Consider the following 18,043-nt stretch of genomic DNA (forward strand, 5'->3'; position numbering starts at 1 on the left):
AGAAGTCGCACGCCGCGCCATGCGCGCGCGCGCGCGCGTCGCGGCGCAGCCAAGCATTTCCGCCATTTGTACAGGAGCGCCGGGGCGCGTTGGCACGCCTGAGGCGAACGGCCTATCGTCATCCCATGAGACGTCCGCCCGCTGGACGCAGGAGAGGTTCATGACCGTCAGCATCGCCGCCGCGCCGGCGCCATCCCCCCGCCCCTTCTATCATCACCTCTACGTCCAGGTGCTCGTCGCCATCGTTGCGGGGGCGCTGCTCGGCCACTTCCACCCCACGCTGGGTGCCGCGCTCAAGCCGCTTGGCGATGCGTTCATCAAGCTGGTCAAAATGGTGATCGCACCGGTCATCTTTCTCACCTTGGTGAGCGGCATCGCCGGCCTCAGCGAGCTCCGCTCGGCCGGACGGATTGCGCTCAAGGCGTTCGGCTATTTCCTCTTTTTCTCGACGCTTGCGCTGATCGTGGGGCTGATCGTCGCAAATGTGCTCCAGCCCGGTGCGGGGATGAACGTCGACCCGGCCACGCTCGATACCGGCGCAGTGAAGGACTATGCCGCCAAGGCGCACGAAACCTCGTTGATCGGCTTCCTGCTGGCGATCATCCCCACCACGCTCGTCTCCGCGCTGGCGCAGGACAACATCCTCCAGGTGCTGCTGGTGGCGATCCTGTTCGGCGTGTCGCTCAGCCTCGTCGGCGAGCCCGCACGCCCGCTGCTCGATCTGATCGAGCGCCTGAATCTCGTCGTCTTCAAGGTCGTCGCGATCCTCATGCGCGCCGCGCCGCTCGGCGCCTTTGGCGCGATCGCCTTCACCGTCGGTAAATATGGCGCAGGCAGCCTGGTCAATCTCGGCGGGCTGGTGCTGACCTTCTATGCCACCTCGCTCGTCTTCGTGCTGGGCGTGCTGGGCGTGGTGGCGCGCCTGCACGGTTTCTCGATCCTGCGGCTGATCGCGTATCTCAAGGGCGAACTGTTGCTGGTGCTCGGTACCTCCTCGTCAGAGCCGGCGCTGCCCGGGCTGCTCACCAAGCTGGAGGCGGCGGGCTGCGACCGCGGCGTCGTCGGTCTGGTCGTGCCGACCGGCTATTCGTTCAATCTCGACGGCACCAACATCTACATGACTCTAGCCGCGCTGTTCATCGCACAGGCGTGCAACGTCGATCTTACCCTGGGCCAGCAGCTGCTGCTGCTCGGCGTGGCGATGCTGTCGTCCAAGGGTGCGGCGGGCGTGACCGGGGCGGGCTTCATCACGCTGGCGGCGACGCTGTCGATCGTGCCCAGCGTGCCGGTGGCGGGCATGGCGCTGATCCTGGGCGTCGATCGCTTCATGAGCGAATGCCGCAGCCTCACCAACTTCGTCGGCAATGCGGTGGCCGCGATCGTGGTGGCGCGGTGGGAGAACAAGCTGGATCAGGCGCGACTCGCTGCCGCACTGAACGGGTCACCGTCGACTGAAAACACGCTCCAGGCGAATGCTTGAGGCTCTCTCATGAGTTACAAATGCCTTAGTTAATGGGCGCTAAAGCTAATGTGGATTGTACCCGTAGTAACTTTATGTCGGACAAGCGCTGCGTAACGTCAGGAACCAACGGAGCGCCGCAAGAGTTGATCAAAAAGAAGCAATAACCGCCCTAAGTTCATCTAACAGTCAAATCGGGTAAATTGGCCTGGTCACAAGCTTCCACTCAACAGTATAATGTAGACATTCCGAGGGTTGGGGCACCAGCGGAACCGGCGGCATGGGCGCACTAGGCAGGGAAGTGCGCACAACCTTAAGAAAACGCTGGTTCTTCTTTGTCTCATTCCAGGAATGACTGTCTTTACGGCGATGGTTACTGGAAGTGAAAGGACCCGCTCAGTGCCGAACTACGCGTCCGCCGCGCGGCGTCAGGCTGACATGCCCCCCGCCCATGCCAGCATTCGACTGTCGTTGCCCGTGCACCAAAAAGTCCGGTTGATCGCTGAGCTGCATACCAGCATCAATGTGGCGATGCTGCGTCCGCTGCGCGGCAACGTCGACCGTTTCCTGGTGCTGGCGCTGCTGATGCGCACCGCGCTGACCAAGCCGGGGCGCGACGGCGCCATTTCGATCCACTCGGCCGCGCTCTCGCTCGGTCGTCCGTTCGAGACGGTACGGCGCCACATCGCAGCGCTGATCGAATCGGGCCTGTGCCACCGGATTGACGCCGGGGTGACGATCTCGCCACGCATGTGGCGCAGCCGCTTCGTTCAGGACAAGATCAACTACGCGCATGACTGTTTCGTCCGCTTCGTCGCGGACGCGACCGCGGCAGGCGCAATCGAGCCGCCGACGATGCGCTCGGTCGGCACGTTCGCGGTCACCGACGGGCTCTGCGCGGTGCTCGACCTCTTCCTCGCGCTGGTCGACCAGAACCGCAATCTCTTCCCCGAAGCGGTGGACGTGGCGATCTTCTCCGCCATCCTCCATGCCAACAGCCAGCGCTTCGCCGCGGAGGGCGGCACACTCGCGGCCCGCGGCGAGTCGGGCACGACCTTCCGCCAGAGCCACGCGGTGCGTGTCGCCGCCATCGCGCGCGCGCTCTCGCTACCCGATACCACCGTGCGCCGCCGCATTGCCGCGATGACGGGCCCAAGCGGGCCATTGATGCGCACGCGCTCGGGCACGCTGGTAGATCCCGCCTGGCTCGACCGCGCCAGCGCGATGGAGTGCGACGCGCGCCACGGCTCGATGCCGCTCATCCTCAATCGCGTCGCGGCGAGCGGCTTCCCGTTCCACGCGCCGGCCTCGGCCTATCTGCGCGGGCGACCGGACAGCCCACGGATCGACTGATCCGCTCGCCCAGCGATCACCCGCGCCGGCGCGGCGCCAGCGACGACAGCACGCCGCGCATGGTGCGGATCTCCAGGCTCGACCAGGCAGCCTTGGTCAGCATCGTGCGCAAGGTGCGGCGTGACGCGGGCGCGCGATCGGGCGGGAAGAAATAGCCCGCGTCCTCGAGCAGCGCGTCGAGCTGCGCGATCATGCCGTCCAGCTCCTGCTGCGGCGCGGGTGGATCGATCTCGGTCTCGGGCGGGCTCGCCAGCGCCTCACCCTTGGACCATTCATAGGCAACGAGGATCACCGCCTGGGCGAGGTTGAGGCTGCCGAAGGCGGGGTTGATCGGGACGGTGACGATCGTGCGCGCCACGGCGACATCGTCGGTCTCGAGCCCCGACCGCTCCGGGCCGAACAGGATCGCGGCGCGGCCAGCCGCGCCGTGGATCGCACGCGCCGCCACCTCGGGGGTGACGACCGGCTTGGTGACACCGCGCTTGCGCACCGTCGTGGCATAAACGTGCGCGCAGTCGGCCACCGCCTCGGCTACGCTGTCATAAACCTGCGCCCGCTCGAGCACGAGATCGGCGCCCGACGCGGCAGGACCGGCCTGCGGGTTGGGCCAGCCGTCGCGCGGCGCGACGAGGCGCAGCTCGGTCAACCCGAAGTTGAGCATCGCGCGCGCCGCCTTGCCGATGTTTTCGCCGAGCTGCGGGCGGACGAGGACGATGACGGGGGGCGGGGCGGGGGTCGGGACTGTGTCCTCCTGGTTCATCGCCTGCTCCTCTGCCGTTCGGTTCGAGCCAGCGTCGAGCGCAGTCGAGACGCGCGGTCGAGAACCCGCCGCCGCAGCGGTAACCTCCCCGTCGGCGCGGAACAGCGCCTCCTTCTGCTTGCGCGACCAATCCTTTACCTGGAGCTCGCGCTCGAGCGCCTCCGCGAGCGTGGGAAACTCCTGCGACCACATCAGCTCCACGGGCCGGCGGTCGTGCGTATAGCCGGAGACCGTACCCGCCTGATGCTCGGCGACGCGACGCTCGAGATCCTCGGTATGGCCGGTGTAATAGCTGCCGTCGGCGCAGCGCAGGATGTAGACGTGGAAGCTCATCATTGGTCTATGTTCTCGACGGACGCATCTCGGCAAGCTCGATGCTGCTCGAAGCGAACGGCACGGCGGAAGCGGCAGCCGCGTCGAAGGGCAAGGGCAGCGGGCGGAGCATCAATCGCTGACCGGCGCGGAGGCAGGCTGGCTGCCTTTCAGCTCTCCCGCCCCGCCTCCTCGACACTGCCGGCGAACTCCTCGAAATCGCGGGCCTCGCTGAAGTCGCGGTAGACACTGGCGAAGCGGATGTAGGCGACCGAGTCGAGCCCCTTCAGCCCGTCCATCACCATTTCGCCGATGCGCTTGGCCGAGACCTCGGCCTCGCCGCTGGTCTCGAGCTGGCGCTGGATGCCGCTCACCAGCTTTTCGAGTTGTATCGCCTCCACGGGTCGCTTGCGCGCCGCGATCGCGACCGAGCGGAGCAGCTTTTCACGGTCGAACGGCTCACGGCGATGCTCGCTCTTCACCACGGTCAGCTCGCGCAGCTGGATCCGCTCGAAGGTGGTGAAGCGGGCGGCACAGCCCTCGCACTGACGCCGGCGCCGGATCGCCGCCCCATCGTCGGTGGGGCGACTGTCCTTCACCTGGCTCGCGTCATGGCCGCAGAACGGGCAGCGCATCCTAGTCCTTCACCCGTGTCCGCGGCGCGAGCCTCACAGGCCGCGGTTCTTGGTGCCCTTGCGATAGGCATAGACCGCACCCGCGATCGCGCCGAACACCGGGCCGATCACCGGCACCGGGATCGCCACCACCGCGCCCAGCGCGCTCCACTTCGCCATGCTCTTGCCGAGCCCCGGCGTGCCCTTGACGTTGCTCTGTACCTCACGGGCCTTGTCGTCGAACGTCGCCATCGCCGAGCCTCCTTACTGATAGATCGGGAAGCGCGCGCACAGCGCACGCACGCGATCCCGAACGCTCGCCTCGACCTGCGGGTCCCCGGCCTCGCCCTTCTGCGCGAGCCCGTCGAGCACGTCGGCGACCATGTTGCCGATCTCGCGGAACTCCCCGGTGCCGAAGCCGCGCGTCGTGCCCGCAGGCGAGCCGACGCGGATGCCGCTGGTCTTGACCGGGGGCAGCGGATCGTTGGGGATGCCGTTCTTGTTGCAGGTGATGCCCGCGCGCTCCAGTGCCTCGTCGGCATCACGGCCGGTGACGCCCAGCGGGGTGAGGTCGACCAGCGCGAGATGCGTGTCGGTGCCGCCCGAGACCAGGTCGGCGCCGCGCTCCTTGAGCGTCGCCGCCAGCACCTTGGCATTTTCCACCACCGCGGCGGCATAGCCGCGGAACTCGGGGCGCAGCGCCTCGCCGAACGCCACCGCCTTGGCGGCGATGACGTGCATCAGCGGCCCGCCCTGCAGCCCTGGGAAGACCGCCGAATTGATCTTCTTCGCGATCGCCTCGTCATCGGTCAGGATCATGCCGCCCCGCGGCCCGCGCAGCGTCTTGTGCGTGGTGGTGGTGACGACATGCGCGTGGCCGAACGGAGTCGGGTGGACGCCGCCCGCGACCAGCCCGGCAAAATGCGCCATGTCGACCATGAAGGTCGCGCCGACCTGGTCGGCGATGGCGCGGAACCGTGCGAAGTCGATGTGGCGCGGATAGGCCGAGCCGCCCGCGATGATGACGCGGGGCTTATGCTCGGCGGCGAGCCGCTCGACCGCGTCATAGTCGATCAGATGCGTTTCGGCGTCGACGCCGTACTGCACCGCGTTGAACCACTTGCCGCTCATTGCCGCGCGGGCGCCATGGGTGAGGTGCCCGCCAGCGTCGAGGCTGAGCCCCAGGATCGTGTCCCCCGGCTTGGCCAGCGCGAGCATCACCGCGCCGTTGGCCTGCGCGCCGGAGTGCGGCTGAACGTTGACGAAGCCGCAGCCGAACAGCTGCTTGGCGCGGTCGATCGCGAGTTGCTCGACCTCGTCCGACGGGTGGCAGCCCTGGTAATAGCGCTTGCCCGGATAGCCTTCGGCATATTTGTTAGTGAACACCGAGCCCTGCGCCTCGAGCACCGCGCGGCTGACGATATTCTCGCTCGCGATCAGCTCGATCTGGGTCTGCTCGCGGGTCAGCTCATGCTCGACGCCGGCGAACACCGCGGGATCGGCCTCGGCGAGGCCGCGGTCGAAGAAGCCGCTCGGCGCCGCGCCGGTCGGCGAGGCGGGGATCTGGGTGGCGGGGTTGGTGCTCATACGGGCTCCTTGAGCATGTCGACGCGGGCGGTATGACGCCCGCCGAGGAATTCGGTCGCGAGGAACGTGGCGACGCACTGCTTGGCCATGTCGAGCCCGATCAGCCGCGCGCCGAGCGCGATCGCATTGGCGTCATTGTGGCTGCGCGCGAGCGCGGCGGAGAAGGGTTCGGACACGAGCGCGCAGCGCACCGCGGGATTGCGGTTCGCCGCGATCATGATGCCGATGCCCGAGCCGCACAAGGCGATGCCGCGCTCGGCCTGGCCGGCGGCGAGCGCCTCGGCGAGCTTGCGGCCGTAATCGGGATAGTCGACGCTCGCGGTGCCGTCGGTGCCAAGGTCGAGCACCGCGTGCCCCTGGTCGGTCAGCCAGGCCTTGAGCTCCTGTTTGAGCGCGACGGCAGCATGGTCAGTGGCGATGGCGACTCGCACGGGATCGGTCTCCGGGCGCGGGCGGACGATCGCCCCGCGACGCGTGGCGCGTGCCCCCCGGGGGCGGCGCAGTCAAGCGCGAATGGCGTGAGAGACAATGCTCTCGCGCGGAAGGGGCAAGGGGTAGGTCTGCGGCGATCGACCGCTTCCGTGCCCAAGATCCCGCCGCGTGCATGATGCCGCATGCGCGGCCGCCGCGCGCCGTCCCGGGAACGCAGCTCCCCCGCCGCGAGTTATCCGCCACATGAGACCGTCCGCGCTCGTCGCCGCCGCCACCCTGCTCCTCGTCGGCTGCAGCGGCCCGGCACCGGCCCCGACGGGCAACGACACTATCAGTGACGGCACCGGGGCTGCGGCCAACGCAACCGCCGCCCCGGACGTCACGACCGCGACGCCGCCTGCCGCCAACGCGCTCGCGCCCGACCCCAGCGTCACCGCGACGCGTACGCGCGGCGACTATCTCGGGCGATGGCGCGGCGTGGAAGGGCTCAACCTGGTCGTCACCCCGCGCACGGGCAGCGACGCGGCGGTGACGCTGGCGATGCAGTGGAGCCTCGACGACAAGGGACGCTACGACGGCGCAGTCACGCCACAGGGCATCCGCTTCGAGCGCAACGGCGCCCAGGAGCTGCTGCGCCCGAGCGACGGCGCCGGCACCGGACTCAAATACCTCGACGGCAAGGCAGATTGCCTGACCGTGAAGCCTGGCGAGGGCTATTGCCGCGACTGAACCGCGCGGTGCAGCGCGAGCACCCGCTCGGCGCCGTCGAGGTGCAGCCGCTCGACCATCTCGCCGTTGACCCGTACCGCGCCTGACGCCGCATGCTCGGGCAGCGCGAAGGCGGCGATGATCCGCTCGGCGCGTGCCACCGCAGCGGGCGAGGGCGCGAAGGCGCGGTTCGCCGGCGCGATCTGCGCGGGGTGGATCAAGGTCTTGCCGTCGAACCCCCAGCGCGCGCCCTGGTTACATTCGCGTGCGATCGCGTCGAGATCGTCGAGCGTGTTGATCACGCCGTCGAGCGCGGCGATGCCGGCGAGCCGCGCCGCCAGCACCACCTCGGTGAGGATCGGCCAGAGCGGCGCGCGGTCGGCACCGGGCTGACAACGCAGCTCGCGCGCGAGATCATTGGGGCCGACGACGAGCGCGGTCAGACCGGTCTCACCCGCCGCGGCGGCAATGGCGTGCAGCGCGGCGACCCCTGCGCAGGTTTCGATCATCGCCCAGAGCGCCGGCCCGTCGCCGAGCGCGGCGCGCGCGGTACGGAGGGTGTCGAGGCCGTCCACCTTGGGGAGCAGTACCGCGTCGAGCGGGGCGCCCCGGAGCGCGGCGAGGTCGTCGATATGCCATGGTGTGTCGACGGCATTGACGCGCATCACCGCCTCGCGCCCGCCGAAGCCGGCGTGCAGCGCCGCCACAGCAGCCGCGCGCGCGTCGGTCTTGGCCGCGGGTGCAACCGAGTCCTCGAGGTCGAGGATCACGACGTCGCACGCGAGCGTCGCGGCTTTGGCGAGTGCGCGCGCGTTGGACGCCGGCATGAACAAGGCGCTGCGGCGCGGCCGCGGCGCGGCCCCGCTCACTTCGCCGTGAACCCCGCCGGCGCGGGCGACACCGCCACCGCGCCGCCGGCACGCAGCTCCTTCACCTCCAGCGCGCGCTCGGCCACGCCGTCGCGGCCGAAGCGGAACGCGCCGTCGATCCCGGCGAAGCCGTCGGCGTCGCGCAGCCGCGGCTCGGGGAAGGGCGTGCCCGGCTTCCAGTCGCGCGCGATCCGCACCACGAGCAGCACCGAGTCATAGCCCAGGCTCGACAGCCGGTACGGCGCGGCGTTGAAGCGGGTACGGTAGTTGCGCGCATATTGGCGATACAGATCGTCGGGCACGCTGGCGAACCAGGCACCGCTCAGCGCCGGCGCGCTGGCGCCCTTGTCCGCGTTCCACAATTCGGTGCCGAGGATCTGCGCCGAGGGGCTGGAGCGCCGCAGCAGCGGCACCGCGGTCGTCGCCGATCCAGCGCTGTCCGCGATCAGGATCGCATCGAACGGCGCATCCTTCGTCATGCGCTGCACCGCCGCGCCGAGCGCGCCCGGGCCGCGGTCATAGGTCTGCAGCGACACCACCCGACCGCCGGCCTGCTCGACCGCGCGCAGGAAGGCGGTGGAAGCGCGGCTGCCGTACAGCGCGTTCGGCACCAGCCCGCCAAAATTGTTCATGCCGCGCGCGCGGGCGAAGCCGACCACGCGCTCGATCGACTGCGCCGGCGCATAGCCCAGCACATAGGCGCCGTTGCCCGCCACGCCGGTGTCGTTCGAGAAGGACAGCACCGGCACCTTGGCGGCGCGCGCCACCGGCGCCACCGCGCGCACGTCCTCGGCGAGCAGCGGGCCCAGGATCAGCTGCGCGCCGTCCGCGATCGCGCGCGACGCCGCCTGCGCCGCCCCGGTGGCGGTGTCATAGCTGGTGATGCGCACCTGCGCGTTGCGCGTGTCGAGCAGCGCCAGCTGGGTGGCGTTGGCGAGGCTGCGCCCCACCCCGGCGTTGCTGCCCGAGAGCGGCACCAGCAGCGCCACGCGGTGCCGCTCCGTGTCGCGCGGTAGCCCGGTGACCACCTCGGGCGCAGTGTCGTGCGGCGGCGGCGCCTGCGTCTGCGGTCGCGGCGCCTCGACGGGGGCACGCGGCACCACCGTCGAGCAGGCCGCGAGCAGCAGCGCGCCGGTGACCGCGACCAACCGGCTCATTGCGCTCGACCATTGCGGCCGCCCGATCGCCTCTGCCATGACAACTCCCGTGAACTCGATACCGCCTGGGCTCTACATCGTCGCCACCCCGATCGGCAATCTCGGCGATCTCTCGCCGCGCGCGGCGGCGGTGCTCGCCGCCGCCGACCTGATCGCGGTGGAAGATACCCGAGTCACCGCCGGGCTGCTGCGCCACATCGGCGCCAAGCGGCCGATGACCCCCTATCACGATCACAATGCCGCCGAGGTGCGGCCGCGGCTGATCGAGCGGATGGCGACCGAGGTCATCGCGCTCGTCTCGGACGCCGGCACGCCGCTGATCTCCGATCCGGGCTATAAGCTGGTGCGCGAGGCACGCGCCGCGGGGCGGCACGTCGTCACCGTGCCGGGCGCCTGCGCGGCGGTGGCGGCGCTGACGCTCGCCGGGCTGCCGACCGATCGTTTCCTGTATCTTGGCTTTCTGCCGCCGAAGGAGCAGGCGCGCGCGGAGGCGATCCGCGAGGTGGCGGCGGTGCGCGCCACGCTGGTGCTGTACGAATCGGGGCCGCGGCTCGGCGCCTGCCTCGGCGCGCTTGCGGAGGGACTGGGCACGCGCGAAGCGGCGGTGTGCCGCGAGATCACCAAGAAGTTCGAGGAAGCCGTGACGGGAACGCTCGCCGAGCTGGCGGCGCGCTACGCCGAGGCACCGCCGAAGGGCGAGATCGTCGTGGTGGTGGCACCACCGGCGCCGCCCGCGCCGGCGAGCGCGGACGAGGCCGACGCGGCGCTGCGCGACGCGCTCACGCGGCTGCCTGCCTCCAAAGCGGCGGGCGAGGTGGCCAAGGCGCTCGGGCTGGATCGACGCGAGTTGTACGCGCGCGCGCTGGCGCTCAAGGCGTAGCCGGGCCGGCCGCGTGCGCGGCGGCGGTCTCGCGCGCAATCGCGTCCGCCATGCGCCCGCGCTGGCTATAGGCGAAAGCGTTCGCCGCGCCGGTATATAGCCCCCGAAGATAGCCGCGATCGAACGCGGTGAGCTCGGCCGGGGCTGTGGCGGCGGGGCCAAACAGCGTCAGCACCGATGCGAGCCCGCCGGCGGTGAGCTCGCGCGCGCCCGCGAACAGACGCAGCGCGCCATAGTCGGCGAGCTGCTGCGAGGTCTTACCCACGGCGGCACGTCGTTCGACGATCAGCACCGCGGTAATAACGTCCTGTCGCACCGGCTGATTGATGCGGGAGGCGGTCGCGACCCGGTAGACCGCGGGCCCGTCTTCCGGCAGCTGGCTCTCGCCGTCACGCGTGCGTATCTCGGTCAGACGCCACGCAAACGCGGGCCCCCGTGCCTTGAGCAGCGCGCGCCGCGTCGCCGCGCCGACGCCCTGCAGCGCGCGATGGTTGCGCTTGATCATCCGCGACAGCTCTGCGCGTGCGTCGTCGACGAAAAGCATCATCGTGTTGGGGCGGCATCGTTCCCCGCCGAGTGTCATCCCGGCGCGCTCGGCGTCTTCCAGCATGCGCTGCGCGATCGCACCCGCCAGACCGGCCGACAGCCCGCCGACCGCAACGCATACCGGTGACTGGAAGCGCGCGAGCGGCGCGTTTTGCGACGCGGGGCCGGTCACCTGACGCACCTGCTGGCTGATCACCTTTCGGGTTGGCGCCGCGATGATGATGTCACCATTGTCCGCGAGTCGCTGGTCCGCGGGTGGAGGGGCCGCAAGCGAATCGGCGGCGATAGCGGCGTCCGAGTCCGCCGCCCGTTGCTGCGCCGCGGCGGGAACACTCGCCACCAGCAGTCCAGCGGCCACCAGTCGTGGCGACAATCGACCGATCATCCGTCGCGCTCCCGCTCGATCGCGCGCATGATAGGCCAGCGTTGGTGCCGCAACTAGGCGATATTGCGCCATTCCGGTGTCACCGCTTACCGCGCGCGCCGGCACCGCCAGGGAGCGGCACACGGCTAGGACGATCTGTCCCATCGTCGCAACCGCCAAGGCTCCCTACATGGCACGGCATGGAACCGTCGCCCCCCGATCCCACCGCGCTGAACGGTCGTGACCGCTTCTGGTGGATCATCCGCTCGGGCTGGCACGGCCGCTGCCCGCGCTGCGGTGAGGGGCGGATGTTCGCGTCCTGGCTCAAGGTGGTGCCGCGCTGCGCGCGTTGCGGGCTCGACTATCGCTTCGCCGCACCCGACGATGGGCCGGCGTTCTTCTCGCTGTGCATCATCGCGCTGCCGCTGACCGCGCTGGTGGTGTGGCTGCAGGTGGCGTTCGATCCGCCCGCCTGGGTCCATCTCGTCACCTCGGTGCCGCTGATGGTACTCGGAACGCTGCTGCCGCTACGGCCGATCAAAGGTTGGCTGGTCGCGTCGCAATATGTGAACCGCGCGCAAGAGGCAGGGACGCGCGACCTCTGGTCGGACCTGCACGGTGGCGCGCCGGGCAGCAGCGACTTCGACCCATGAGCCGCGCGGCGGCGCTCCTCAGCGTGAGCCTGGCGGGGCTGCTCGCCGGCTGCGGCGATGGCGACGTGGCGGCGCGTCGGCGCGCGCTCGGCCCGCGCGCCACGCTGGCGCAGCGCCTCGCCGCGGCAGACGCGGGCCGCGGGCGCCGGCTGTTCGGGACATGCGCCGCGTGCCACACCATCGGCGCCGGCGCGGGTGATCGCGACGGTCCCAATCTCCATGGCGTCACGGGCGCGCCGATCGCGGGGGTGAGCCCGCGCTTTGGCTATACCGCGGCGCTGCGCGCGCGCGGCGGAACGTGGGACGATGCCGCGCTCGATGCCTGGCTCGCCGACCCCGCCGCGGTGGCGCCAGGCACGGCGATGCGCTTCGCCGGCGTGCGCGACCCGCTCGATCGGGCCGACCTGATCGCGTACCTCCACACGCAGAGCGGCAAGGCGACGCGCTAGGGCGTCGCGCGGCGGCGGTGGATCATCATCATCGCCTGCACCCACCCACCGCCGCGGGCCAGCGCGTGCTTGCCGGGGCCCGCCCGGCAGCGCACGCCGCGGCGATGCGCCCCCGCCGTCCCCGCTCCGTCGACGAACGTCGCAGCGCCGAGGCGGCGGGACGGCGCGGCGAGCGGATTGCGGCGTGGTGGCTGCGGCTGCAGGGATGGGACATTCTCGATCGCCGCGTGCGGACGCGCGCGGGCGAGGTCGATGTGGTGGCACGACGCGGCACGCTGGTCGCCTTCGTCGAGGTGAAGGCGCGCCGCACCGCCGCCGAGCTGGACCTGGCGATCGACGAGCGCCGGCTCGCGCGCGTCGCCGCCGCGGCCGAGCTGCTGATGCCACGCTACGCGCGCGCCGGCGACGACATCCGCGTCGACGTGCTGCTGCTCGCCCCCGGCACGCGCCCGCGCCATATCGAGAACGCGTGGATCGGCTGAGCCGCGCGTGACATTGCCGCCGCGCACCCCTACCTCGCGGCGCAACGATGTTCGCCGGAAAGGGACAGTCCATGACGCTCACCGTCGCGGTCCAGATGGACCCGCTCGACCAGATCAACGTCGCGGGCGACTCGACCTTCGCGTTGATGCTGTCGGCGCAGCAGCGCGGGCACCGGCTGTTCCACTACACCGCGGACCAGCTCAACTGGGCCGACGGACGGCTGTGGACCCAGGCGCATCCGGTGACGGTGCAGCGCGTCGCGGGCGATCATTTCCGCTTCGGCAAACCGGTCGCGCTCGATCTCGGCGCCGACACCGACGCGGTGCTGATGCGGCAGGATCCACCGTTCGACCTCGGCTATATCACCGCTACCCATCTGCTCGAGCGCGTCGCCGATCGCACCCTGGTGGTCAACGATCCCGCCAGCGTGCGCAACGCACCCGAGAAGGTGTTCGTGCTCGATTACGCGCGCTTCATGCCGCCGACGCTGGTGACGCGCTCGCTTGACGAGGTGCGCGCCTTCCTGCGCCAGCATGACGCGATCGTGGTCAAGCCGCTTCACGGCAACGGCGGCAAGGCGATCTTCCGCGTCGGCCCCGAAGGCGAGAACCTCTCCGCGTTGATGGAGGTATTCAACCAGACCTGGCGCGAGCCGCACATGGTGCAGGCCTTCCTGCCCGACGTGGCAAAGGGCGACAAGCGCATCGTGCTGGTCGATGGCGAGGTGGCGGGCGCGATCAACCGGCTGCCGGGCGAGGGCGAGATCCGCAGCAACCTCGCGGTCGGCGGATCCGCCGAGAAGACCGAGCTGACGCCGCGCGAGCGCGAGATCTGCGCGGTGCTCGGGCCCGAGTTGAAGCGGCGCGGGCTGATCTTCGTCGGCATCGACGTGATCGGCGGCGAGTGGCTGACCGAGATCAACGTCACCTCGCCCACCGGCATCGTCGCGATCGAGCGGTTCGACGGCACCGACGTCGCCGGTCTCATTTGGGACGCAATCGAGCGCCGCGTCGCGGAACGCGCACGCTGATCGCGCCGTTGGCGCAGGCGTGACCGAATTCATCGTCAGCTGGATCGTCAAAGGCGGGTATCTCGGCATCTTCCTGCTGATGGCGCTGGAGAATATCGTCCCGCCGATCCCGTCCGAGGTGATCATGGGGCTCGGCGGCATCGCGGTGGCGCGCGGGCAGATGGAGATCGTGCCGCTGCTGCTGTGGGGCACCGCGGGAACGACCGCGGGCAACATATTCTGGTATTGGATCGGCCGCCGCGTCGGCTATGCGCGCTTTCGCCCCTTCGTCGAGCGGCACGGCCGCTGGCTGACGATGGATTGGCGCGATGTCGAACGCGTGCAGCACTTCTTCCACCACCATGGCGGCTGGGTGATCTTCGTGTTCCGCTTCTTGCCGACCTTCCGCACGATGATCTCGCTGCCGGCGGGCATGGCGGCGATGCCGCTGTGGCGCTTTCTCGTGATGACCTTTTTCGGCAGCATCATCTGGAACGCGGTGCTGGTGGGCGCCGGCTATTATCTCGGCAGCCAGTTCGGCGAGCTCGACCGCTATGTCGGCCCGGCCGGGATCGCGCTGACGGTGCTCGCCCTGTGCTATTACGCCTATCGCGTCGCCACCTGGTCACCGCGGGAGGGCTGATCGCGCGCGATCCGGAGCGCGTGACGGCCGAGCGTGCCATCGCTGCGCCCGCGCGCGCCTACGTACGCTGCAGCGCCCTCATCCACCCTTAGGATGTCGCGGTGCAGGCGTGGCCCGGCCGACGCAAGCTGGTGGCGCGGCGGATCGCGCCACTCCACACCGGCGGCTCCGCGTCAGCTGGTGAGCGTCACCTGAAGAAATTCCGGGATCGGACCGTTCCAACCGCCATCGTCGGGCGCCTCGTCACGGTCGCGGCGCCGGTCGCCGTAGCGATCGGCCCGCGGCGCGGTCGCACGTTCCTCGCGGGACGGGCGCGGCACACGCGCGGCGCGCTCCTCCGAGGGCGGGACCTCCGAGGCGACCGCCTCGCGTGCGGGTCGACGCGGCCCGCGACGCTCGCCACCACGCCCGCCTTCCTGGTCGCGCCGCGGTCGCGGGCGCTCCTCCGCCTCGGCGATGTCGGCGCGCACCTCGAGCCGGTCGATCTTCTGCCCGGTCAGCTTCTCGATATTCTCGATATTCTCGAGATCGTCGGGCGCCGCCAGCGTGTAGGCCACGCCGGTGGCACCGGCGCGACCGGTGCGGCCGATGCGGTGTACGTAATCGTCCGGGTGCCACGGCGCGTCGAAGTTGAAGACGTGGCTGACGCCCTTGATGTCGAGCCCGCGTGCGGCGACGTCGCTGGCGACGAGGATGGTCACCTCGCCCTTCTTGAACTTGTCGAGCTCGGCCAGCCGCGCCGGCTGGTCCATGTCGCCATGGATCTCGCCGCTGGCAAAGCCGTGCTGTTGCAGGCTCTTGTTGAGCTCGCGCACCGTCGTCTTGCGATTGCAGAAGATGATCGCGTTGCGCACGTCGTCCTGCCCGAGCAGCTGGCGCAGGACGCGACGCTTCTCGAACGACGTACCTTTGACCGGCACCACCCACTGGGTGATGTTGACGTTGGTACTCGCCGGCCGCGCCACCTCGATCGTCTTCGGATTGCTGAGGAAACGATCCGCCAGCTTCTTGATCGGCGGCGGCATCGTCGCAGAGAACAACAGCGTCTGGCGCTGCGCGGGCAGCTTGGTGCAGATCTCCTCGATGTCGGGGATGAACCCCATGTCGAGCATGCGGTCGGCCTCGTCGATCACCAGCATCGAGCAGCCGGTGAGCAGGATCTTGCCGCGCCCGAACAGGTCCATCAGACGGCCGGGCGTGGCGATCAGCACGTCGACGCCCTTTTCCAGCGCCTTGACCTGGTCGCCCATCTGCACGCCGCCGATCAGCAGCGCCATCGAGAGCTTGTGGTATTTGCCGTACTTCTCGAAATTTTCGGCAACCTGCGCGGCGAGTTCGCGCGTCGGCTCAAGGATCAGGCTGCGCGGCATGCGCGCGCGGCTGCGGCCGTGCGCGAGGATGTCGATCATCGGCAGCACGAAGCTGGCAGTCTTGCCGGTGCCGGTCTGCGCGATGCCGATGATGTCGCGCATCATCAACACGGGCGGGATGGCGCTCGCCTGGATCGGGGTCGGCTCGGTATAGCCGGTGTCCTCCACCGCGCGGAGAAGTTCGTCGGAGAGGCCGAGATCGGCGAAGCTCATGCAGATGTCCGGGCTGTGGGGCGCGGGCGGAACCGCAGGAAAGCCTGGCCCCGTGCGCTTCCCTATCCGCGGTGAGAAGTCAAGGAGAATGCGGTCCGGGCACCGCGGCAGCGCGCCGACGCCGCAGCGTGCGTGCGCTACTTTTTGGCTTTCTTCGGCATCAGCGTGCGGAACTTGCCGATCGGACAAAGCGCGCCCGACCGCGAGCGGATCGCGTCGCGGCCGGCGCAGATCTGGCCGTCGCTGGTGGGGCGAAGGTAAAAACCGGCGTAGAAATCGAGTGTCGGGCAGTCGTCGTCGAGCTTCGCGCGGATCCGGCGCGTGCCGTCGATGATCAGGTCGACGTCGCCCGAGCGATCGATCGCAGCCCCGGTCAGCGCGGTGACGCGGAGGCACTCGGGCCCGCGCTTTTCGTCCCACGTCACCGGCGACACCGCGGCGCGCGCCGCGGGAACGGGACCGACACGCGGGATACGGATGATCAGCCGCTCGTGGATCGTCAGCTGCGCCAGTTCAATCCCGTCGAGCCCGCCCCGCACGCCCGCCGGCGCGCGTGCCGACACCGCCAGCGGCGCGGCCAGCGATAACAGCAGGACGGAAAGGCGGCGTCGGGTCATGCGGCATCGCCGGTTGCGAAGAATCGGTTGAATGCCGCCTGAATTGAACGCGGACGCTTTTGCGGGCAAGGGACCGGCGTGACCGAAGCGCAACACCGTCTCGCCGACGACCTCGCCCCGCGGCTCTCCCCCGGCGCGATCGTCACCGATCCGGATGCGATCGCGCCCTGGCTGGTCGATTGGCGCCGGCGCTATCACGGGGCGGCGACGCTGTTGCTCCAGCCGCGCGACGCTGGCGAGGTGCAGACGATCGTGCGCGGCGCGCGGGCGCTGGGTGTGCCGCTGGTCCCGCAGGGCGGCAACAGCTCGATGGTGGGGGGCGCCACGCCGCCGGCCGACGGCAGCGCCGCGATCCTGTCATTGCGGCGGATGAACCGGATACGCCGGCTTGACCCTGCCACCGGGCTGATCGTCGCCGAGGCGGGCGTGGTGCTCGCCGATCTGCACGCCGCCGCACTCGCGGAGCGGCGCCGCTTCCCGCTGTCGCTCGGCGCCAAGGGGCATGCCACCGTCGGCGGCCTGGTCTCGACCAACGCCGGCGGCACGCAGGTGCTGCGCTTCGGCACGATGCGCGGACTGGTGGCGGGCGTGGAGGCGGTGCTGCCCGACGGTTCGCTGCACGACGGGCTCGCCGCGCTCAAGAAGGACAATCGCGGCTACGACCTCGATCAATTGCTGATCGGTGCCGAGGGCACGCTGGGTGTCGTCACCGCGGCGACGCTGCGGCTGGTGCCAGCGGTAGCGGCGCGGGCGGTCGCTTGGGCCGGTGTCGCCTCGCCCGACACCGCGATGGCGCTGCTGCGCCGCTTCCAGCGCGCGACGCCGGCGCTGGAAAGTTTCGAACTGCTGCCCGACGAGACGCTGGCGGCGGTGCTAGCCTACGTCCCCGGCGCGCGTGCGCCGCTCGCCGGCCCCCACGCGTGGCATGTGCTGCTCGAGGTCACCGCCGGTGATGAGGACGCCGACCCCGCCGCGCTGGTCGAGCGGGTGCTCGCCGACGCGCTGGACGCGGGCGAGATCGCCGACGCCGCAGTGGCGCAGAGCGAGGCGCAGGCCGAGGCGTTCTGGCAGCTGCGCGAGTCGATCTCGGACGCCGAGCGCGCCACCGGCCCCGCCGCGCAGCACGACATATCGGTGCCGGTGGAGACGATGCCGCGCTTCATGGTGGAGGCCGCGGCGGCGTGCGATGCGCGCTTCCCCGGCACGCGCGCCTCGGGCTTCGGCCATCTTGGCGACGGCAACGTTCATTTCCACGTCCGGGCGGCGCCAGGCACCGATCCGGCGCACTGGTACGCCGAGCAGGTGCCGGTGGTGTCGCGCTTCGTTCACGATCTGGTAGCCGCGGCGGGCGGGTCGATCGCCGCCGAGCACGGCATCGGACAGATGAAGCGCACCGAGCTCGAGCGGCTCGCGCCTCCCGCGCGTCTTCACGCGCTACGCGCGATCAAGCGCGCCTTCGATCCGGGCCAGTTGTTCAATCCGGGCAAGCTCGTGACGCTTGCACGCGAGGACGCCAGTGAATAACCCCGCCCCCCATCCGCGCGGCGACCGGACGCGACGCGCCG

At 70.2% G+C, this 18,043-nt stretch carries 20 protein-coding genes; 10 read left to right on the forward strand and 10 right to left on the reverse strand.

Annotation, left to right across the window (positions count from 1 at the left end):
* The first annotated feature begins 160 nt into the window (after positions 1–160).
* Positions 161–1,480 (forward strand): dicarboxylate/amino acid:cation symporter, encoded by a 1,320-nt coding sequence (locus tag ACMGDM_RS06130; protein WP_436803210.1) that lies wholly within the window; start codon positions 161–163, stop codon positions 1,478–1,480.
* Between the two features lie 474 nt (positions 1,481–1,954).
* On the forward strand, positions 1,955–2,812 hold the full coding sequence (locus tag ACMGDM_RS06135) for a hypothetical protein (protein ID WP_436803211.1): 858 nt from the start codon (positions 1,955–1,957) through the stop codon (positions 2,810–2,812).
* 16 nt (positions 2,813–2,828) lie between these two features.
* Here ACMGDM_RS06135 and ACMGDM_RS06140 read toward each other — a convergent pair whose 3' ends face one another.
* The 5 genes from ACMGDM_RS06140 to rpiB form a co-directional block, all read right to left on the reverse strand.
* Positions 2,829–3,905, reverse strand: coding sequence for a TrmH family RNA methyltransferase (locus ACMGDM_RS06140; protein ID WP_436803212.1), 1,077 nt, complete (start codon positions 3,903–3,905; stop codon positions 2,829–2,831).
* Between the two features lie 149 nt (positions 3,906–4,054).
* Entirely contained in the window at positions 4,055–4,519 is a 465-nt protein-coding gene (gene nrdR / locus ACMGDM_RS06145) for a transcriptional regulator NrdR (RefSeq protein ID WP_436803213.1), read from the reverse strand.
* 33 nt (positions 4,520–4,552) lie between these two features.
* Positions 4,553–4,750, reverse strand: coding sequence for a hypothetical protein (locus ACMGDM_RS06150; protein ID WP_436803214.1), 198 nt, complete (start codon positions 4,748–4,750; stop codon positions 4,553–4,555).
* 12 nt (positions 4,751–4,762) lie between these two features.
* Positions 4,763–6,085 (reverse strand): serine hydroxymethyltransferase, encoded by a 1,323-nt coding sequence (glyA, locus tag ACMGDM_RS06155; protein ID WP_436803215.1) that lies wholly within the window; start codon positions 6,083–6,085, stop codon positions 4,763–4,765.
* Complete coding sequence (rpiB, locus tag ACMGDM_RS06160) at positions 6,082–6,516, reverse strand: ribose 5-phosphate isomerase B (protein ID WP_436803216.1); 435 nt, start codon at positions 6,514–6,516, stop codon at positions 6,082–6,084. Before rpiB ends, glyA begins: the two co-directional genes overlap by 4 nt.
* Before the next feature lie 244 nt (positions 6,517–6,760).
* Between rpiB and ACMGDM_RS06165 the strand changes: the two genes are divergently transcribed.
* Entirely contained in the window at positions 6,761–7,246 is a 486-nt protein-coding gene (locus tag ACMGDM_RS06165) for a hypothetical protein (RefSeq protein ID WP_436803217.1), read from the forward strand.
* Here the strand turns inward: ACMGDM_RS06165 and ACMGDM_RS06170 are convergent.
* Both ACMGDM_RS06170 and ACMGDM_RS06175 read right to left on the reverse strand, forming a co-directional pair.
* Positions 7,231–8,094, reverse strand: a complete 864-nt coding sequence (locus ACMGDM_RS06170) for an HpcH/HpaI aldolase/citrate lyase family protein (protein WP_436803218.1) — start codon at positions 8,092–8,094, stop codon at positions 7,231–7,233. The two genes, ACMGDM_RS06165 and ACMGDM_RS06170, sit on opposite strands and share 16 nt — an antisense overlap.
* A complete protein-coding gene (locus tag ACMGDM_RS06175) occupies positions 8,091–9,290 on the reverse strand; it encodes a penicillin-binding protein activator (RefSeq protein ID WP_436803219.1) in 1,200 nt (399 codons plus the stop codon). Before ACMGDM_RS06175 ends, ACMGDM_RS06170 begins: the two co-directional genes overlap by 4 nt.
* Between ACMGDM_RS06175 and rsmI the strand changes: the two genes are divergently transcribed.
* Complete coding sequence (gene rsmI, locus ACMGDM_RS06180; protein WP_436803220.1) at positions 9,289–10,131, forward strand: 16S rRNA (cytidine(1402)-2'-O)-methyltransferase; 843 nt, start codon at positions 9,289–9,291, stop codon at positions 10,129–10,131. The genes ACMGDM_RS06175 and rsmI overlap by 2 nt on opposite strands.
* Here rsmI and ACMGDM_RS06185 read toward each other — a convergent pair.
* Entirely contained in the window at positions 10,121–11,185 is a 1,065-nt protein-coding gene (locus tag ACMGDM_RS06185; RefSeq protein WP_436803221.1) for a hypothetical protein, read from the reverse strand. The genes rsmI and ACMGDM_RS06185 overlap by 11 nt on opposite strands.
* Before the next feature lie 56 nt (positions 11,186–11,241).
* On the opposite strand from ACMGDM_RS06185, the gene ACMGDM_RS06190 reads away from it, so the two are divergent.
* From ACMGDM_RS06190 to ACMGDM_RS06210, 5 genes are all read left to right on the forward strand, one after another.
* Positions 11,242–11,694, forward strand: a complete 453-nt coding sequence (locus ACMGDM_RS06190) for a DUF983 domain-containing protein (RefSeq protein ID WP_436803222.1) — start codon at positions 11,242–11,244, stop codon at positions 11,692–11,694.
* On the forward strand, positions 11,691–12,143 hold the full coding sequence (locus ACMGDM_RS06195) for a c-type cytochrome (protein WP_436803223.1): 453 nt from the start codon (positions 11,691–11,693) through the stop codon (positions 12,141–12,143). The genes ACMGDM_RS06190 and ACMGDM_RS06195 overlap by 4 nt, the downstream gene beginning before the upstream one ends.
* A gap of 104 nt (positions 12,144–12,247) precedes the next feature.
* The gene (locus ACMGDM_RS06200) at positions 12,248–12,625 is read left to right on the forward strand and encodes a YraN family protein (protein WP_436803634.1); all 378 of its coding nucleotides are present in this window, start codon (positions 12,248–12,250) and stop codon (positions 12,623–12,625) included.
* Positions 12,626–12,696: 71 nt separating this feature from the next.
* Positions 12,697–13,656, forward strand: a complete 960-nt coding sequence (gene gshB, locus ACMGDM_RS06205) for a glutathione synthase (RefSeq protein ID WP_436803224.1) — start codon at positions 12,697–12,699, stop codon at positions 13,654–13,656.
* Between the two features lie 19 nt (positions 13,657–13,675).
* The gene (locus tag ACMGDM_RS06210) at positions 13,676–14,278 is read left to right on the forward strand and encodes a DedA family protein (protein WP_436803225.1); all 603 of its coding nucleotides are present in this window, start codon (positions 13,676–13,678) and stop codon (positions 14,276–14,278) included.
* Positions 14,279–14,451: 173 nt separating this feature from the next.
* Here the strand turns inward: ACMGDM_RS06210 and ACMGDM_RS06215 are convergent, their stop codons facing one another.
* The gene (locus ACMGDM_RS06215; protein ID WP_436803226.1) at positions 14,452–15,861 is read right to left on the reverse strand and encodes a DEAD/DEAH box helicase; all 1,410 of its coding nucleotides are present in this window, start codon (positions 15,859–15,861) and stop codon (positions 14,452–14,454) included.
* Between the two features lie 137 nt (positions 15,862–15,998).
* A complete protein-coding gene (locus tag ACMGDM_RS06220) occupies positions 15,999–16,478 on the reverse strand; it encodes a hypothetical protein (protein WP_436803227.1) in 480 nt (159 codons plus the stop codon).
* A gap of 78 nt (positions 16,479–16,556) precedes the next feature.
* On the opposite strand from ACMGDM_RS06220, the gene ACMGDM_RS06225 reads away from it, so the two are divergent.
* Entirely contained in the window at positions 16,557–18,002 is a 1,446-nt protein-coding gene (locus tag ACMGDM_RS06225; protein WP_436803228.1) for an FAD-binding oxidoreductase, read from the forward strand.
* The last annotated feature ends 41 nt before the right edge of the window (positions 18,003–18,043 follow it).

It is taken from the genome of Sphingomonas larreae (assembly GCF_051400595.1).
In the GTDB taxonomy this organism is placed as follows: Bacteria; Pseudomonadota; Alphaproteobacteria; order Sphingomonadales; family Sphingomonadaceae; genus Sphingomonas.

Bases quoted from the DNA above. Each gene is read 5' to 3' on its own strand.
- ACMGDM_RS06130 (WP_436803210.1), top strand. From the start codon at position 161: ATGACCGTCAGCATCGCCGCCGCGCCGGCGCCATCCCCCCGCCCCTTC.
- ACMGDM_RS06140 (WP_436803212.1), bottom strand. From the start codon at position 3,905: ATGAGCTTCCACGTCTACATCCTGCGCTGCGCCGACGGCAGCTATTAC.
- nrdR (WP_436803213.1), bottom strand. From the start codon at position 4,519: ATGCGCTGCCCGTTCTGCGGCCATGACGCGAGCCAGGTGAAGGACAGT.
- ACMGDM_RS06150 (WP_436803214.1), bottom strand. From the start codon at position 4,750: ATGGCGACGTTCGACGACAAGGCCCGTGAGGTACAGAGCAACGTCAAG.
- glyA (WP_436803215.1), bottom strand. From the start codon at position 6,085: ATGAGCACCAACCCCGCCACCCAGATCCCCGCCTCGCCGACCGGCGCG.
- ACMGDM_RS06165 (WP_436803217.1), top strand. From the start codon at position 6,761: ATGAGACCGTCCGCGCTCGTCGCCGCCGCCACCCTGCTCCTCGTCGGC.
- rsmI (WP_436803220.1), top strand. From the start codon at position 9,289: ATGACAACTCCCGTGAACTCGATACCGCCTGGGCTCTACATCGTCGCC.
- ACMGDM_RS06175 (WP_436803219.1), bottom strand. From the start codon at position 9,290: ATGGCAGAGGCGATCGGGCGGCCGCAATGGTCGAGCGCAATGAGCCGG.
- ACMGDM_RS06190 (WP_436803222.1), top strand. From the start codon at position 11,242: ATGGAACCGTCGCCCCCCGATCCCACCGCGCTGAACGGTCGTGACCGC.
- ACMGDM_RS06195 (WP_436803223.1), top strand. From the start codon at position 11,691: ATGAGCCGCGCGGCGGCGCTCCTCAGCGTGAGCCTGGCGGGGCTGCTC.
- ACMGDM_RS06200 (WP_436803634.1), top strand. From the start codon at position 12,248: ATGCGCCCCCGCCGTCCCCGCTCCGTCGACGAACGTCGCAGCGCCGAG.
- gshB (WP_436803224.1), top strand. From the start codon at position 12,697: ATGACGCTCACCGTCGCGGTCCAGATGGACCCGCTCGACCAGATCAAC.
- ACMGDM_RS06215 (WP_436803226.1), bottom strand. From the start codon at position 15,861: ATGAGCTTCGCCGATCTCGGCCTCTCCGACGAACTTCTCCGCGCGGTG.
- ACMGDM_RS06220 (WP_436803227.1), bottom strand. From the start codon at position 16,478: ATGACCCGACGCCGCCTTTCCGTCCTGCTGTTATCGCTGGCCGCGCCG.